Source organism: Pseudothauera nasutitermitis (genome assembly GCF_004801295.1).
GTDB lineage: Bacteria > Pseudomonadota > Gammaproteobacteria > Burkholderiales > Rhodocyclaceae > Pseudothauera > Pseudothauera nasutitermitis.
This window is the reverse complement of the sequence record NZ_SSOC01000001.1, coordinates 809,520-823,927: the sequence shown is the minus strand read 5'-3', so window position 1 is coordinate 823,927 and position 14,408 is coordinate 809,520. Positions and strand designations below refer to the sequence as shown.

General features: G+C 66.1%; 22 protein-coding genes. 3 read left to right on the top strand and 19 right to left on the bottom strand.

From position 1 onward, the window contains the following. From E6C76_RS03955 to E6C76_RS03880, 18 genes are all read right to left on the bottom strand, one after another. A complete protein-coding gene (locus E6C76_RS03955; RefSeq protein ID WP_136346927.1) occupies positions 1-1,575 on the bottom strand; it encodes a hypothetical protein in 1,575 nt (524 codons plus the stop codon). Next, positions 1,572-2,429: a hypothetical protein gene (locus E6C76_RS03950; RefSeq protein WP_136346926.1), complete on the bottom strand. Its 858-nt coding sequence runs from the start codon at positions 2,427-2,429 to the stop codon at positions 1,572-1,574. The genes E6C76_RS03955 and E6C76_RS03950 overlap by 4 nt, the downstream gene beginning before the upstream one ends. Continuing rightward, positions 2,426-3,664, bottom strand: a complete 1,239-nt coding sequence (locus E6C76_RS03945; RefSeq protein WP_136346925.1) for a terminase small subunit — start codon at positions 3,662-3,664, stop codon at positions 2,426-2,428. Before E6C76_RS03945 ends, E6C76_RS03950 begins: the two co-directional genes overlap by 4 nt. A 19-nt stretch (positions 3,665-3,683) precedes the next feature. Next, a complete protein-coding gene (locus tag E6C76_RS03940) occupies positions 3,684-4,304 on the bottom strand; it encodes a helix-turn-helix domain-containing protein (protein WP_136346924.1) in 621 nt (206 codons plus the stop codon). Between the two features lie 3 nt (positions 4,305-4,307). After that, positions 4,308-4,754: a PDDEXK family nuclease gene (locus tag E6C76_RS03935; protein WP_211090093.1), complete on the bottom strand. Its 447-nt coding sequence runs from the start codon at positions 4,752-4,754 to the stop codon at positions 4,308-4,310. A 2-nt stretch (positions 4,755-4,756) separates the two neighbouring features. After that, on the bottom strand, positions 4,757-4,981 hold the full coding sequence (locus E6C76_RS03930) for a hypothetical protein (protein ID WP_136346923.1): 225 nt from the start codon (positions 4,979-4,981) through the stop codon (positions 4,757-4,759). Continuing rightward, on the bottom strand, positions 4,972-5,274 hold the full coding sequence (locus E6C76_RS03925) for a Ref family recombination enhancement nuclease (RefSeq protein WP_136346922.1): 303 nt from the start codon (positions 5,272-5,274) through the stop codon (positions 4,972-4,974). Before E6C76_RS03925 ends, E6C76_RS03930 begins: the two co-directional genes overlap by 10 nt. After that, complete coding sequence (locus E6C76_RS03920; RefSeq protein ID WP_136346921.1) at positions 5,271-5,759, bottom strand: DUF1367 family protein; 489 nt, start codon at positions 5,757-5,759, stop codon at positions 5,271-5,273. Before E6C76_RS03920 ends, E6C76_RS03925 begins: the two co-directional genes overlap by 4 nt. After that, positions 5,744-5,869 carry a hypothetical protein gene (locus tag E6C76_RS22550; RefSeq protein WP_269140149.1) on the bottom strand — a complete coding sequence of 42 codons (126 nt, stop codon included), beginning with the start codon at positions 5,867-5,869 and terminating at the stop codon, positions 5,744-5,746. Before E6C76_RS22550 ends, E6C76_RS03920 begins: the two co-directional genes overlap by 16 nt. Then, the gene (locus E6C76_RS03915) at positions 5,866-6,645 is read right to left on the bottom strand and encodes an ATP-binding protein (RefSeq protein WP_211090092.1); all 780 of its coding nucleotides are present in this window, start codon (positions 6,643-6,645) and stop codon (positions 5,866-5,868) included. The genes E6C76_RS22550 and E6C76_RS03915 overlap by 4 nt, the downstream gene beginning before the upstream one ends. Further along, on the bottom strand, positions 6,642-7,616 hold the full coding sequence (locus E6C76_RS22195; RefSeq protein WP_211090091.1) for a hypothetical protein: 975 nt from the start codon (positions 7,614-7,616) through the stop codon (positions 6,642-6,644). The genes E6C76_RS03915 and E6C76_RS22195 overlap by 4 nt, the downstream gene beginning before the upstream one ends. After that, on the bottom strand, positions 7,603-8,841 hold the full coding sequence (locus E6C76_RS03905) for a site-specific DNA-methyltransferase (protein ID WP_136346920.1): 1,239 nt from the start codon (positions 8,839-8,841) through the stop codon (positions 7,603-7,605). Before E6C76_RS03905 ends, E6C76_RS22195 begins: the two co-directional genes overlap by 14 nt. Further along, on the bottom strand, positions 8,841-9,389 hold the full coding sequence (locus E6C76_RS03900; protein WP_136346919.1) for an NUMOD4 motif-containing HNH endonuclease: 549 nt from the start codon (positions 9,387-9,389) through the stop codon (positions 8,841-8,843). Before E6C76_RS03900 ends, E6C76_RS03905 begins: the two co-directional genes overlap by 1 nt. Then, positions 9,376-9,732, bottom strand: coding sequence for a hypothetical protein (locus E6C76_RS03895; protein ID WP_136346918.1), 357 nt, complete (start codon positions 9,730-9,732; stop codon positions 9,376-9,378). Before E6C76_RS03895 ends, E6C76_RS03900 begins: the two co-directional genes overlap by 14 nt. After that, the gene (locus tag E6C76_RS03890; protein ID WP_136346917.1) at positions 9,729-10,193 is read right to left on the bottom strand and encodes a phage regulatory CII family protein; all 465 of its coding nucleotides are present in this window, start codon (positions 10,191-10,193) and stop codon (positions 9,729-9,731) included. Before E6C76_RS03890 ends, E6C76_RS03895 begins: the two co-directional genes overlap by 4 nt. Positions 10,194-10,288: 95 nt before the next feature. Continuing rightward, the gene (locus tag E6C76_RS03885) at positions 10,289-10,888 is read right to left on the bottom strand and encodes a hypothetical protein (protein WP_136346916.1); all 600 of its coding nucleotides are present in this window, start codon (positions 10,886-10,888) and stop codon (positions 10,289-10,291) included. Positions 10,889-10,902: 14 nt separating this feature from the next. Next, a complete protein-coding gene (locus tag E6C76_RS21985) occupies positions 10,903-11,070 on the bottom strand; it encodes a hypothetical protein (RefSeq protein WP_168734231.1) in 168 nt (55 codons plus the stop codon). Beyond that, positions 11,063-11,341, bottom strand: a complete 279-nt coding sequence (locus E6C76_RS03880; RefSeq protein WP_136346915.1) for a helix-turn-helix transcriptional regulator — start codon at positions 11,339-11,341, stop codon at positions 11,063-11,065. Before E6C76_RS03880 ends, E6C76_RS21985 begins: the two co-directional genes overlap by 8 nt. 85 nt (positions 11,342-11,426) lie before the next feature. Here E6C76_RS03880 and E6C76_RS03875 point away from each other — a divergent pair, with 85 nt between their 5' ends. The 3 genes from E6C76_RS03875 to E6C76_RS03865 all read left to right on the top strand — a co-directional run bounded on the left by E6C76_RS03875 (position 11,427) and on the right by E6C76_RS03865 (position 13,490). Then, the gene (locus E6C76_RS03875; RefSeq protein ID WP_136346914.1) at positions 11,427-12,074 is read left to right on the top strand and encodes a hypothetical protein; all 648 of its coding nucleotides are present in this window, start codon (positions 11,427-11,429) and stop codon (positions 12,072-12,074) included. Positions 12,075-12,145: 71 nt separating this feature from the next. Next, positions 12,146-12,961 carry a lysozyme inhibitor LprI family protein gene (locus tag E6C76_RS22190; RefSeq protein WP_211090090.1) on the top strand — a complete coding sequence of 272 codons (816 nt, stop codon included), beginning with the start codon at positions 12,146-12,148 and terminating at the stop codon, positions 12,959-12,961. A 19-nt stretch (positions 12,962-12,980) separates the two neighbouring features. Further along, complete coding sequence (locus E6C76_RS03865; RefSeq protein WP_136346913.1) at positions 12,981-13,490, top strand: hypothetical protein; 510 nt, start codon at positions 12,981-12,983, stop codon at positions 13,488-13,490. Positions 13,491-13,541: 51 nt separating this feature from the next. On the opposite strand, the gene E6C76_RS03860 is transcribed toward E6C76_RS03865, so the two are convergent. Continuing rightward, complete coding sequence (locus E6C76_RS03860; protein WP_136346912.1) at positions 13,542-14,201, bottom strand: hypothetical protein; 660 nt, start codon at positions 14,199-14,201, stop codon at positions 13,542-13,544. Positions 14,202-14,408 lie beyond the last annotated feature (207 nt).

Here is a 14,408-nt window from a genome sequence, read left to right as displayed (position 1 = left end):
TCACACGTCAGCGAGCAGCCCCTCGGCTTTCTCCAGCACCGATTCGGTCAGGCTGGTGGCGACGCTGGCCGCGCCGGCGGCCACCATGTAGGCCGCCCCCTCCAAGAAGATGAAGCTCATGGCGTCGATCATGTCGGGCGACTTGATGCCATCGCGGCGCATGTTCTCCTTGCTCTCCATGACGTACCGCAGGCCGCCGGCCTCGCTGAAGTGGTACGGGAGCCGGGAACCCTGGTCGATGATCTTCTCGCGCAGCTTCTTGGAGATGCCCTGGGGCAGCACCACGCGCCCCTGCCGGATGGCGTCGCGGAATCGCACCATCGCGCAGGCGCGCAGGTTGTAGAACCTGGCCTTGTATTCGTTCTTGAAGCACGGCGCGCCCCAGTTCACGCGCGTCACCGTGGCGCCCGAACGCTCGATCAGCTTGCACACGGTCGCGCCAACGCCGCCAGCATCCACGTAGAGAGTGGCGTTCGACAGCTTGCCCACCAGATTCACCAGGTCGCCGGCCAGGTCGATTTCGTTCTTGTCGTTCGCGCAGATGGGGATTTCGATGAACTCCACCCGCCGGGCGTCCGGGCCGTGGTCGGCGTCCCCGATCACCTTGGCGACGATGGCCACCGAGTCGTCGCGGTACTCGCCCAGAGCCACGTCGGACAGCACCACCAGGCCGAAAGGCTCGTCGTCGCCGATGATCTTCCGGGGCTTGAACGCCGTCTCGATGTCGGCGCGCGTCATCAGGACGTTGCTGCTGCTCTGCGCGAACAGGCCCAGCACCCGAATCTGGTACTCGACCGAGTGCCGGCCGCCGCTCTCCGATTCCCGCTCCCGCAGCCATTTGGTCGTGACGAACGGCGACAGCTCCGAGTTGAAGCGCAGCGACAGCCAGCTCCCGCCGTTCTCGATGCTCAGGGTATGGTGGGAATCGTAGAAGCGCCCGGCGCTGCGCGCGCCCTGGGACGCCATCAGCGTGCGGTTGCCTGGCTGGGTCTGGGTGCCGTCGATCACGTCGAAGTGCTCATCGGGCACGCCGGCGGCTTCGTCGATGATGATGAGCTGCCAGTAGCGGTGCTTACCGGCCACACCGATGGCTTCGCCCTTCTTCATGGCGATCTGGGTGACGAACCACTGCTCCGCGTACCCATTCACATGCACGCGGGTCTTGGTGATCGTGAAGAAGTCGTTTATCCAGGCGTGCGGCCCGTTGGCAATGGCGATGCGGGCATCCTGCATTTCCTTCCAGATGCCGTCGGCCACCTGCTGAATGAAGGGGGCGCCGATGTAGGTGTTGCTGCCCACCTCCACCTTGCCGTCATAGACCGCGACTGGGAAGCACAGCAGATGCCAGAGGGCGATGCGGGCGAAGCTGGCCGTCTTACCCGTACCCGTGCCGGACACCACCGAAACCTTGGCGTTGGGCGTGGTGATGGATTGGAACAAGTCCATCTGGTCGGCGCTGGGCATGAATCCCGTCACCTCCACGGCGAACCGCAGCGGGTCGGCATGGTAACGCTCGACGAACGCCTGGTAGCGCGGGTCTTCCAGCAGGTTCCGGTTTCGGCGGCGCTTCGTCATCCCCTTGCCATCCGCGCCTCAAGACCGCGCAGCAGCCGCGCGGCCGTCTCGCTCTTGCACCCGCCGATGCGTCGGCAAATGTCCTCGGCGGTGGGGCTGATTTCGCTGTTCTCCAGCGCCTCGTACAGCAGCTCCACCAGCTCCGCGTCGCCCGGCCCGCGCTCCGCCGGTTCCGGGGCGCCCGCCGACACGCCTTTCGGCTCCGGCCCGAGCACGGCCGCCAGCCACAGCAGGGAACCCAGCACCTCCAGCAGCATGGCGATCAGCACGCCGGCCCAGACATTGAGGGCCGCCACGGGCAGTCCGGTAATCTCGGTCAGGCCGGACACCACCGGGTCAGCCGTCGCAGCGGCGGCCTCCTGCCCGGACAGGGCCACAAGCTGCGCGCGCAACTCGTTCGCTCGCTTTCCCTCGGTCAGCTCGATTTCCAGCGCGGCGCGGGCCTTGGGGTCTTTCGTGCGCGCCAGGATGCCGGCCACGGTCGCGGCGCTGCGGGCCTTGTTCTCGGCCAGTGCCGCCTCGATGGCGCGGCGCTGCTCCTGCACGACGCGCACCTGGGCGGACGACGCGGCCCGGCCCTCGGCGGCCCCGTGGCTGGCATTGGCAAAGAACCAGATGTGCCCCCACAGGGCGGCCAGGAAGCACAGGCACCACACCGGCCACACGACCAGGCGCGACAGCCGGCCCAGCAGCGCAGGCATCAGATGGACGGCCAGGACGATCACGGCGGACAGGCCGGCCAGCAGCCAGCGGTCGGCCTCGGCACCGGCGCGCTGCCAGGCGCTGGCAACGGCCATAGAGACGGCCAGGCCGGTGACGACGAACGCGAACGCGCGGGTGATGGCGGCCTTCACGGGGATTCCTCCGGCTCCGGTTCGTCCGCGCCAGGCGCTGGCGGCCCGTCCTCGTCGGCGTCAATGACGATGCCGCGCTCTGACAGCACCAGGGCCTGCCGCTCGCGCGCCTGCTGCATCTTGTCCTCGTAGAGGCGGAACAGCTCGTCGCCCGACACCATGTTGATGTTCACCTCGGTTTCCTTCTCCTTGAACAGGCCCAGGGCGCGCGCCAGGTTGTCGGCGGCCTTCTCCTTGCTCATGGTCAGGACTTCGATGCCATCCCGGCCTTCCTTCACGCCGGCATAGACCAGGCGGGCGGCCGGCGATAGGTTGCGGGTGTCCGCGAAGAACACCTCCACGACGCCCTCGCCGTGGCATTCCGGGCAGTCTTCCGCCGGCGGGCGGCGCTTGTCGTACCAGGCGTCGGCATAGGCAGGGAACTCCCCGATGTCGTCGTTCTGGTCGGCCTTCAGGCGGCGTTGGCGCTCCCGCTCATGCTTCGTTCGGGCTGCCTCCAGGCTGGACGGGGTGTATTGCCGCTGGTGGTCGGCTCCCCAGCAGTACGGGCAGCACACCCGGCGAAGCTGGGAAATCTCGTTGGCATCCAGGGTGACGACCGCAGCCCACATCCGCATCAGCTCGTCGGCGTCGATGCCCAGCCGGCGGGCGCGGGCCGAGGCCAAGGTTTCTATCGCCTCCCGCACCGAAGGTTTCTGGAGTAGCTGGTAGGCGATTTCCCCCGCGCTCTTGGCGCTGTAGCCAGCCCGGATAGCTGCCTGCGTCCCGTTCCAATCCACCATGTATTCGCGGACGAAAACCTCTTGCATATCAGTCAGTTGCGCGAGGACGCCGAACTGGTCGGGGTCGCGCTCCAGGGCCTCGGCCGTGGTCAGGGGCATGGTTTCGCCCGCGCTCATGGTTTCGCTGATGGTTTCTCGCTGATGGTTTTCGGAAACCTTGGAAACCTTGCTGGTGCGCGGCGTGGCGCCGTCTTGTGGCTGGCCCTCTGGCTTTGTGCGGGCGGCCTTCTTCGGCTCCTTGGCGCCGGTCTTGGCCGGGGCCGGGGCGGCGTCACCCCCTTGGGCGGAAACCTTGGCCCAGCCATCGCGCAGCGCGGTCTTGCGCACGCCCGGCGCGGACACGGGCAAGCCCAGCTCATCGACGAGCCAGGAATACCCATCGCGCGGGTCGCGCTCCCAGTGATTTCGGACATCCGCCCATTGCTCGGGCGTCAGCTTCGGTTTTGCCGCCATATCCCACGTCTTCCCCGATCTACAGGGCCAGGCTCAGTTGATGGGTGTCGGCAGCAGCCAGGGAGCACTCCACGCGGAACCGCGCCATCTTGGCCTTGGCGCCCTTGGCAGCACCAGAGGCGCGTCCAACCGCGCTCAGGAGCCGGGCACCGCCCGGCATGTCCTCGAAGTCGGGGTTCAGCTCGATGAAGCGCGCCAGGGCCGCTCCCGCGTCGTCGGTGGTGGTGAGCATCTGCGCCACGGCCTCGCCCATCGCCTCCACCTTGTCATGCAATTTTTTCAGAGCCGCCATGTCCCGCTGGCGGGCTTTTTCCCAGGTGTCGAACAGCCAGGCCGAGGTTTCCCGCTCGATGCTCATGCGGACGCCTACCTCCCAGTCGTCGGTGACGCCGAACAGGAAGTCGATGCTGACCTCGTACACCTTGGCCGCGCGCAGGATGAGCCACAGGGGCACGCTGTTGGTGTCCGTCGCTCCCTCGACCTTGGACAGCTTGGACGAGTTCGAGTAGCCCAGGCGCTTCGCCGCCGCGCTCTGGGACAGGTTGCACAGCTCGCGGGCCTGCCGCATCCGGGCGCCGATGGTCTTGACCGCCGCCGCCTGTTCCATGCGCGTGTTCGCCGCCGGTTTCTTCTCTGCCATCGCCTATACCCCCTTGATCGACCAGCCGCCACCGTCCTTCTTGGATGCCTTCTGGCACAGGAAGAACCGGAACGGGAACAATGCGGCGGCCACCTTCAGCTTCAGCCAGCCGTCCTCTCGAATGAAACCGCCCTTGGTTTCGTGGATTTCCAGCACCCCGTCCGGCAGCATCACCAGGAAGTCCGGCGTGTAGCGCGTGTTGTCGGCCAGCTTCAGGGTGATGGCCTCGTACCGCCACCAGGCCACTTCGCCGCGCAGGCGGCGTTCCTCCAGCATCCCGGCGTACTCGGCCTCGGTCTTGTTCATGGCCGGGTTCAGCTCGGGCGGGGCCACGGTGCCCACGGCCACCGGCAGCCGCTTGGCGGCGGGCTTCTGGGCCGGCTCCGCCTCGGGCGCGCGCCGCAGGTGGGCGGCCAGTTGTTCCTCGCTCCAGCGCAGGGTGTTCGCCACGATCAGCCCTCCCCGCGCTTGTCGAGCCAGGCAGTCCGGGCCGCGCGCACGTCTGCGGCGGCCTCGCTGAACTTGTCGCACTGGCGGGGATAGACGGAAGACGGGTAGCTCGCCCGGCTCGGGGACAGCGCGCACAGGCCGAACCCCAGCCGGCCCATCGCGCCGGCGTCCTTGAGCCGGTAGTGGGCGCAGTCGATGCAGCGGACGGTCTTCTCGGCTACCGGCATCCGGCCTCCAGTCGTTCGAGGGTCATGGCGAGCAAGTCCAGCTCGGACAGCCGGTAGGTGCGCTCGAAGGCGCTGGTGCCCAGCCCATGCAGGCCCGTGTTCCCCTGGTGGTGCTCGGGGCACAGCGGCACGGTCAGGAAGTTGCTGGCGCGCTGGCTCATGCCCTGGCCCTCGCGGACGTGATGCACCTGCGCCGGCGTGGCTCCCAGGCCCAGGTGGTCACAGAGGATGCAGCCCAGGGCGGCGACGCGGCCCATGTGGCGCTTCTCGGCAGCGGTCGGGGCGCGCTTCATTGGTCGAACCTCATCAGCTCGTTGATGACCCGCTCTACCTCGTCCTCGGTGGCGTATCCGGCAGCCTTCAGCACGCGGTTCCAGACGACCGTGAGCACAGCGCGGAACACCGTCTCGAACCGTTCCTCGTCCATCGCGGCGAAGGACAGGCTTTCCGCCTCCAGCCGCACCTCGCCGCGCGCGTTGTAGACGGCCTTGTAGAAGCCGGCCAGGATGGTCATGTCCTTGCGGAAGCGGTCGAAGTCCTTGGCGACGGGCAGGCCCTGGTACTCCAGCGGCGTCACCGGCTCCCACACGTCGAACGCCAGCTTGAACAGGGCGAACGCCTTGCGGTGGAACTTCACGTTGCGAGCGCGGCGGATGGTGGCGCGCACGCCCTGGCCGGCCTTCAGCTTCTCGATCAGCGCGCGGGCTTCCTCGTCGGCCGGCGCCAGCGCGCCGTTGGGGGTCTTGACCAGCACCATGTCCATCAGTCGCCCTCCCATTCGTCGCGCTCGCGGCGGTACGCTGCGGCCAGGGCCGCCACGACGAGGCCCAGCAGGCCCGCCACCAGCAGCAGGCCGCCCACGACGGCCAGGAAGATCGTCTCGATCACGCCATGCCTCCCCGGTGGCTCTCCCAGTCGAACGGGATGAACTCGCCGCCGTCTTCGCGCAGGCGGTCGAAGATGCGCTCGCCCAGGAACGCCTGCACCTCGTCGCGGGTGAAGTTCGACAGCAGCAGCGTCGGCCGGCGCTTCTCGTACCGCTCGTTGAGCACGTCGAACAGAATCAGCCGCTCGGCGTCGCTGCCGAACTGGACGCCCACCTCGTCGAGGATGAGCAGGTCGGGGAACACCAGCGACGCGATGGCCTCGCTCTCGCTCTGGGTGCTGCTGCGCCCCCAGGTGTCTTTCACCCGGCGCACCGCGCGCATGACGGTCAGGAACAGCGCGCTGCGGCTGTCGCGCTCCATGATCTGCAACCCGATGCCCACGGCCAGGTGCGTCTTGCCCGTGCCGGGCTTGCCGATGAACAGCGCGGAGCGGCCGGTCTTCAGGGCAGCATCGAAGCCGTCGGCGTAGCTCCGGGCGAACGCGAGGGCGCGGCGCTGCCCCTCGGTGCGGGCCACGTAGGTTTCCAGCCGGCGGTCGCGGAACCGCTCGGGGATGCCGGCGTCGCCGATCTTGCGCTGCCAGGCGGCCACGCGCTCGGCGCGCGCCTTGGCTTCCTCGGCCTCCCGCGCCTTGGCGACGGCCTCGGCGCTGCACGCCGGGCACTTCGTCCAGACGCTGCCCAGGTAGCAGCGGCTCTCGAACTCGCCGTGCGTCTCGCACAGCTCGGTCTTGGTCTTCGGCGGGGTGTTCAGCCCCATGTCGGCAATGGCTTTCACAGGCGGCCTCCGGTTCCGTAATCGCGTTGATCGAATCCGCCGTGGGCGGTGCTGGGCGCCGGCGCGCCGTTGGTTCGGCTGCCGCCGTCCCTCGCCATCCACGACGCCTTGAAGCCGGCCCAGCCTTCGCCGGCGGCGCGGGCGATTGCTTGCGGCAGGGTCAGGCCCGCCTTCACGGCCTCGGCCTTCACGATGTCGAGCGCGGATTCGGTCAGCGGCAGCTTCTTGGCCTTGCGGGCCTTCAGCCAGTCCTCGGCGTGCTGGCGCTCGACGCCCTCGGCCACCAGCTCACGGACGCCCAGGGCGCGCGGCAGCTTCTCGCCAGCAGGCGGCGGGGGCGGCGGGTCATCACCGGGGGGCTGGTCGGCAGGCCCACCCTCGGCGGGCTGGGTGGGGCCATCGGCAGGCGGAGCTTCCGGGGGTTCGGCAGCAGCAGGAGCGCCAGCCAAACCGGAGTCGGACAGACCAGGCGCGGAAGCGCCTTCTCTCTCTCCGTCAGGAGAGAGAGATTTATCTTTATCTGTATCTTTATCTAGCGTGACATCGCGTGACGCTGCGTGACGCGCACTATTCCCACCCTTCCCGGCGGCCTCCTGGGCCTGCTTTTCGCGCTCGCGCTGCTCGCGTTTCCTCTCTGCGGCGGACTTCGCGCCGGTTTCAGGGCTGCCCGAGTCCTCGCGCTTGGGCTGGCGCTTTTCCCAGCCGGACAGGCGGTCGCCGTCGAGCACGCGACCCTGCATGGCCGAGAAAATCGCCTCCACGGCCTCATCTGTCACGTCGAGCGCGCTTGCCACATCTTCCGCCGTGACACTGACGTGACCGCGCGTGACATTGCGTGACGCATCCACCATGAGATGCAGCGCCACGGACAAGACGGTGGTGATAGGCTGGCCCGACACCCTGGCGACGGTGCGCCATTTCGGGTCGTTGGGCATGTCGTGCCACAGGCGGAACCATTCAATAGCAGCCATTCGCCCCCCCGTTGGCAGCGAAGGCCGCATGAAAGCCGGGAGCGCCCCGGAAGCGTTGCGCGGCTGCCATGAGGTATTCCCGGCACCGCTCGGTCACAAGCCAGCGGCGGCCGTGCAGCTCGGCGCCGCGCCCCGTGGTGGCCCAGCCGCCGAACGGATCGACGATCAGGTCGCCCATGTCCGACAGGAACCGGACGAAGTGCTCGGCCAGTCGCGACGGCATCAGCGCCGGGTGGGCCGGCAGGCCGTGCGCGGCCGCGTAGTCGCGCGCGGGCTGCTGGTCGGGGTCGCGGTGCGGGATGGACAGCACGTTGCGGGCAATGGCGCCTTCGGTGGGCGCGCTGAAGCTGCCCTCGCGCACGGTGTAGGCGCCGCCGGCGTAGCGGGCGTACTGCTGCACGCCGCCGGCCTCCATGAACCGCCGGTGCTTGTCGGTGTGCTCGCGCAGGCAGCGGCGGTTGTCCGCCACCACCAGGGCCGGGTCGTTGGTGAACCACAGCACATGCTCGTAGGCGGTGTTGTGATGCACCCGGCGGATGGAAGCCCACTGCACCGGGCCGGGTGGCTTCGTCGGGTTGTGCCAGACGAACCGCTCCATCAGGTGCAGGCCCAGCCGGTCGTGCAGCGCCAGGGTCAGGCGCTCCAGGTACAGGGAGCGCGCCGGCGAGCCAGGCTCGAAAATGTCATTGCCCAGGTTCAGCACCACGCTGCCGCCGGGCCGCAGGTGCGCCACGATGGGTTCGAGGATGGGCAGCAGCCAGTCGATGTAGCTGGCCTGGTCGGTGTTGCCGTAGGCGCGCTGCTTCGCCAGCGGGTACGGCGGCGAGGTGAAGGCCAGGGTGATCTGTTCGCCCAAGCCGCTGAACACGTCCTCGGCGTTCGCCCACAGCGCGCAGCCCAGGTCGGTTGAGAACGCCAGCAGGACGGCGCGGCGCGGTGCCGGCGTCAGCTCCTTCTTGGCGTCGCCGCTCAGGCGCCAGGTGCCGCGCTCCACGCGCTCCAGCACGCCCAGGTGCTTCAGCGTTTGCTGGTGCCACCGCACCTTGCGCTCGAACAGGTTGTACGCCTTGCCGGCTTTGCCCACGGGCGCGCGCGCATCCAGCGCCGCCTCGGGGATGTCCAGTTGCAGGGCGAGTTGCTGGAACAGCTCGCGGTTCGTGAGGGTGTCGCGGCCAACGAACGGCGCCATGACGGCTTCGGCGGACAGGTTCTTGAGGTCTTCCATCAAGCCATGCCCTCCTGCTCATGGACGGCATGACGCCAGCGGAAGCCCTTGTGCGTCTTCTGAGTGCCGTTGCAGCACTCGGTAATGCAGGACGCGCGGAAGCCCTCTCGCACAGCATCGGACTGAGACGGGTAGCGCCGCAGCAGCCTTCCATCGAGGGAAAGCCTATCGACGGGCCGGGCGTTCGGGTTCTCTGCGCCGGCCAACGCCGGCGTCTTGAAACCCAGCTCATGAACGGCGTGCTTCAGGTTCTCACTCGGAGTGACGACCTCCAGGTTGTCGAGGCGGTTGTTCCCCTTGTTCCCGTCGATGTGGTTCACCTGCAAGCCCGGCGCCAAACCCAGGAAGGCAGCAGCCATCAGGCGATGCACAGACCGGCTATGCGCCTTGTTCCCGGCCCACAACTGGACACTGGGATAGCCGCTGTTCCAGAGCCGTTGCGCGAGCAATTTCCCCGTGCGTGGCGAGCGGACGCGGCCGCAGTCGGAAACCTCGTATTTGCCCTCGAAGCCAACCACCGGCCGCCATTTCTCATCAGCCAGCGGCATAGAGCTTCCCTCCACTGGTTCCGTGGCCACGCACGCGAGCGCAATAGCCCACTACACGGATGTCGCCCTGGCGGATGGCCTTGGCGTAGATCGCCCCAAACGCTCGATCATCGGACGGGGTGATGCCAGCGGCACGCGCCGCCATCGTCACCTGCTCGCCGGGCACGCTGCCCAGCCGAGCGGACTGCTCGCGCACGTAGGCCACGATGAACGTATAGGCCCGCGCGCCGAAACTCGGGTCGGTCGAGGTGGCCGCGTCCAGGGCAAGCTGCATCTGTTCTTCGCCCAGGCGGCGGGCGGTCGCGGCGCGCTGCGCGTGCGGCGGGGCAATGACGGCGCTCACAGGGCACCTCCCCGGATGGATTGCAGCAGCTCGCCGGTCGCCTTCATCAGCGACAGCAGCAGCGGTTCAAGGGCGCGGCGTTCGTCCGCGCAGAAACGGCCATCCTTGGCGGCCTCGGAACCCACGCCCAGCAGCTCCGACGCCGACGACACCAGCGACAGGAACAGGCGCACAGCCTCGGCCGGCTCGCGCGGCTCCAGCTCGAAGTCCATCGGCACCTGGCCGACGAGGTGCGCCAGCGCGAACACGGTGCGCCGGGCCTGGGCCACGATGACGATTTCGAGGATGACGCCGAAGCTGGGCGGCGGCGCGTCATGGTCGGGGTTGATGCCGTTCGCCAGCGTGTTCCCGTTCATGCCCATCGCTTCCGCGATGGCACGAACGCCGCCGGGGTATTCCTTGGCATCCGCCTGAAGCGCCAGGAACAGCGCGCGGTGAGATTGCTTGATCGGCCTACGCATGACGAACGCCCTTTCAGATTCGCCTACCGCCAGCCCGGCGGGCGGCGGAGACTTGCTGCATGGAAAAGTTGATGAAAACCACAGCGCGCAACCTTTCACGCACCACGACCGGCGCGAAGGGAAGGCATGAACAGGCGGTCATTGACCGGCCAGCCGCTCCGCAGCCTGCAATGGACAAGGTGGGCGCTGACGCCGCGCTCCGCGCACACCTCGCCGAGAACGCGCGTGCGTCCTTCGATTTCGAGGGTGGCGGTGATGCGGCGATTGCGCGTCTGCTCGACTGGCGTGGCCCAGCGGCAGTTGCTGGGTTCGTAGTTGCCGTTCGTGTCGTTGCGCTCCAGCGTCAGGCCATCCGGGCACTCGCCCATGTCGGCCAGGAAGTTCTCGAACCTGGCCCAGGCTGCGCAAACCGTGATGCCGCGCCCGCCGTAGTTCTCGAAATTGACGGCGCGCGGGTTGAAGCAGCGCCGACGCATCGACTCCCACGCCTTGTAGGTGCGGGTCTTCTTCATGCCGTGGGTCTTGTTGCCCCGGCCCATGCTCGCCGTGCGCTCCCGCGCGAGGCAGCCGCAACTGCGGGTGTTGCCGCTTCGCAGGGAGTAGATCGAGACGATGCGCTTGGTGCCGCAGGCGCAGGTGCAATGCGCCTTACTGCCCTCGATGGAATCAACGGTGAGACGACCGAATATCTGCATGGCTGGCTCTTTTCTCAAACATCCAAAGGGCCGATCTGGATGAGCGCGGGCGCGTCGCCCTCGGGCATGTCGGGCAGGCCGGCAGGCTGGGAGTGGGCGGACTCGGGCGAAACGGCCGGAACGCCGGCGCGCTGCTGCGCGTCTTCGATGGGCGTGGCGGCGGCTACCTTGGGTTCAGGCATGTGGTGCTCCTTCTTGGTGGATGTCTTCGGCGGCGTTGGCCGCGCGTTGCCGAGCCTCCCCAGCTTCGACGGCGTAGATGTCGTCGAAGGTGATGTGAACGCCTCGCTCATGGGCTGCCGCAATGACACGCCGCGCCACCTCGGGCGGCACGTCCTGACGCTGCCGCTCGTAGTGACTGACGTTGCCTTGCGAGACACCAATGGCAGCAGCGAACGCGGCCTGGGAAAGGCCGAGTTGCTCACGCACTCGCTTGATGTTGTTCGTGTCCATAGTGCCGCAATACTAGCGCGGCTAGTTATTACCGTCAATAGCGCGGCTGGTTGCCGTTCCTTTCAATAGTTGCGCTAATGACGTTATGACGACAAAGAAACCCAAGACACCCCCCACCGACGAGCAGATTCAGGACTCGGTAAGGCTCCGCGAGCTGTTCGAGAAGCGCGCGGGGATGAGCCAGCTTGAGTTCGGGCAGGTGTATGGAATCGGCAACCAGGGCATGGTCTGGCAATACCTCAATGCCGATAAGCCGAAGGGCTCGGTGCTGAATGTCGTCGCAGCTATCAAGTTCGCTGAGGGCCTGCGCTGCCACGTCTCGGACTTCAGCCCTTCACTCCAGAAGGAAATAGACCGGATTGCGATGTTCGCGTCAGATCGGCGACCAGCCGCCGGCACTGGGGCAGGACAAGATCAGCAAACAAACCTCGCCTCCCAAGACTCGGATGAAGGTGACGTGATCGTCAAGGCAAAGGAGCGGGCGAAGGAATTTGAAAGGAACAAGGCCCGCGACGCCGCGATCATCGAAAAGATGATCGACGTTGGGCACAGGTATCAGGTTGCGGAGCCACCCAAGCAGTTGGTGATTGATTTCCTGCTGAAAGACGAGAGTGCCCCCGGCCCGCCGTGGGCTGATGGCGATGCGCGGTCTTATGCGGACTCACTGGAAATGAAGGCGCTTCGCTGGATAGCCAAGGGTAAAAGTGACGCCCAAACCAAGACCGGCACTTAGGCTCGTATGGTCTAATGGGCGCGAAATTCCCCAGGGCAGCGAAGTATAAAAATCGACAGAGAAAGGGCATCATGCGGATTGAAATTATTGTGGCGATCATGGTGGCTCTGGCATCGTCTCCGGTCATCTCCAACGCCCAATCCAGCGACTTCAAGCAGGCCATCGCCGCACAAGGGGCAAAGCCTGGCGGAGAACTTGCCAGCGCCCCCAAAATTCGCGCAGACGGAGAACTTTATTCCCTTCACGGGAAAATCCAGCAGGCCAGCGAAACCCCGTCATTCCTCGCCAGCCTTTCTCCGTCTGAAGAAAATGAACTCCTTGCTAGTGCCTTGCGCCGTTCGCGCGGCATGGGAGAGAGCACCGACTATTTTGCAGTTGTAGTTCCAAAGCAACTACAGAAATACTATTTCGATAATGCCAAGATCGGCGGCGGATTTGATTTAATTGGCCGATACACATCGAACACGAAATACAAAACAGTTTCCGGTCGTGAAATGCAGGCCCCCGTGTTCGAGGCCGTATATCTCGATTTGTGGTCGAAACGTCAGCCGCAGGCCCAGGCTGCACCCCAGAAAACGGCAGCGACCGCCGCCAGCACCTATGAGAAGTGCATCGACGACGCGGCCGGAGCCATGCCGGACATGATCGAGTGCAGCAACAAAGAGTCCGTCCGCCAGGATGCTCGGTTGAACGCAGCCTACAAAACGGCGATGGCAGCCACGGCCGACAAGGACGGGCTGCGCTCTCGACAACGCCAGTGGATTAAGGAGCGCGATCAAGAATGCGCGCTCGACAAGGACGGCGGGCAGGCGGCGATGCTCACATCCTACGACTGCGTGGCAACGAAGACCGCCAACCGCGCTACCGAGCTTGAGGCCGCCCGATAGAAACCCACAACCTCGCCGAATGACGACGATGAACCTAACGTCCGCTGAAGCTGATCCACAAGACCGCTCAGACGAGCTTTTTAATCGCCTGCGCCTGCTTGGTTCGGCAACCCGCACATGGCTCCAGTTCGACCGGGCGGAGCTGAAGCGCCGCGTGTGCGACAAGGTGATCGCGCATTTCCGCGCCGCGCCATCGCCAGAGACGCGCGAGGGTATTGAAAACGGCCTGGCGTTCTTGGGATTTCTTTTGCAAGAGGGCAGCGCGCACGGCCTATACGACACCACGATGCGGCAACTCGACAGGATGACCTTCAAGGCCGTCGCCGAGCTGGGCGACGATGAGCAAGTGGTGTTGCTGCTGCCGATGGTGGACGTTGAAGACCTTGCCACCGATTGGGACGCGAGCGAATGGGCAAAGGTCTTGCGCACCCGCCTTGTCCCCGAATGGGAAGATGAAATGCGCTCCATCGTCCTGCACCGTGTTGAGCTGGCCCAGGCGCCGGCCGTTGAAACGCGGGGCAACCCATGAACAACGAAGAAAAAGCCGCGCTTGCATCAGCGCAGCTCGAAAGCAGGTTGCTCAGGGTATTTTGCTTATCGCTTCTGAAAGAGCACGAACATCCTCAAGTAGCCCTGGCGCACCTGCTGGCCCGGATTGAAGACCTTGAAGGGATTGCGCTTTTTTCTGAATGGCCCGAAGCAGAGGTTCAAGCTCTGCTGCCAACTGCAAACGCGCTTCTCGAAGAACTGCGGCAGCACTTTCCTTCCTGACAGCCTCCGCGCTCGACTCAAGTTCCGCGAGAGCGGCCTGATCGCGTTCGCCGACCTCTTTCCACACCTGAAACAGCCATTCGGCGTCCTCCTTTCTTGCTGCCTCATCGTCGGCGCGCTCCGCCTGGATGCCGCGAGAAACGACAATCGCCTTTTTCCCCCAATCGGGCAGGACGATGAACTCAATGCCTCGCGCCTTCGCGGACTCCGCCATCGTCTTGATTGAGCCGATCAGGGCCGTCTGCTGATCGGCCGTCATACCTGCCAGCGGCAGCAACATCAGCACGGTGTCTCCGGGCCGCAAGGACGCCACCCTATCGTCCGACAGCAGCGGGCGCGTGCCCAAAGTTTCCCGATCTAGCCGCGCCTCCTTCCGCGTGTAGCGGATAGCCGCCGCCAGACTCCAGGCCCCAGCCGCCAGGTTGAAGCCCACGGCCGCCCAGAGCGCCCACACCTTCCAGTCGTCCATCTTCCATCTCCGCAAGCCCGGCACGTCGCCGGGCTTTTATTTTGCCACATTAACTAGCGCACCTATTGACAGAACAAAACTAGCGCGGCTAGTATTCGGCTCATCAAGACGCGCAGCGACACGCAACGACACGCGAAAAGCAGCGCAACCGCTCTTTAACAACCTGCCGGATGAATAGAGGCGAGGCCCGCCCCCAGGGGCGCGGCG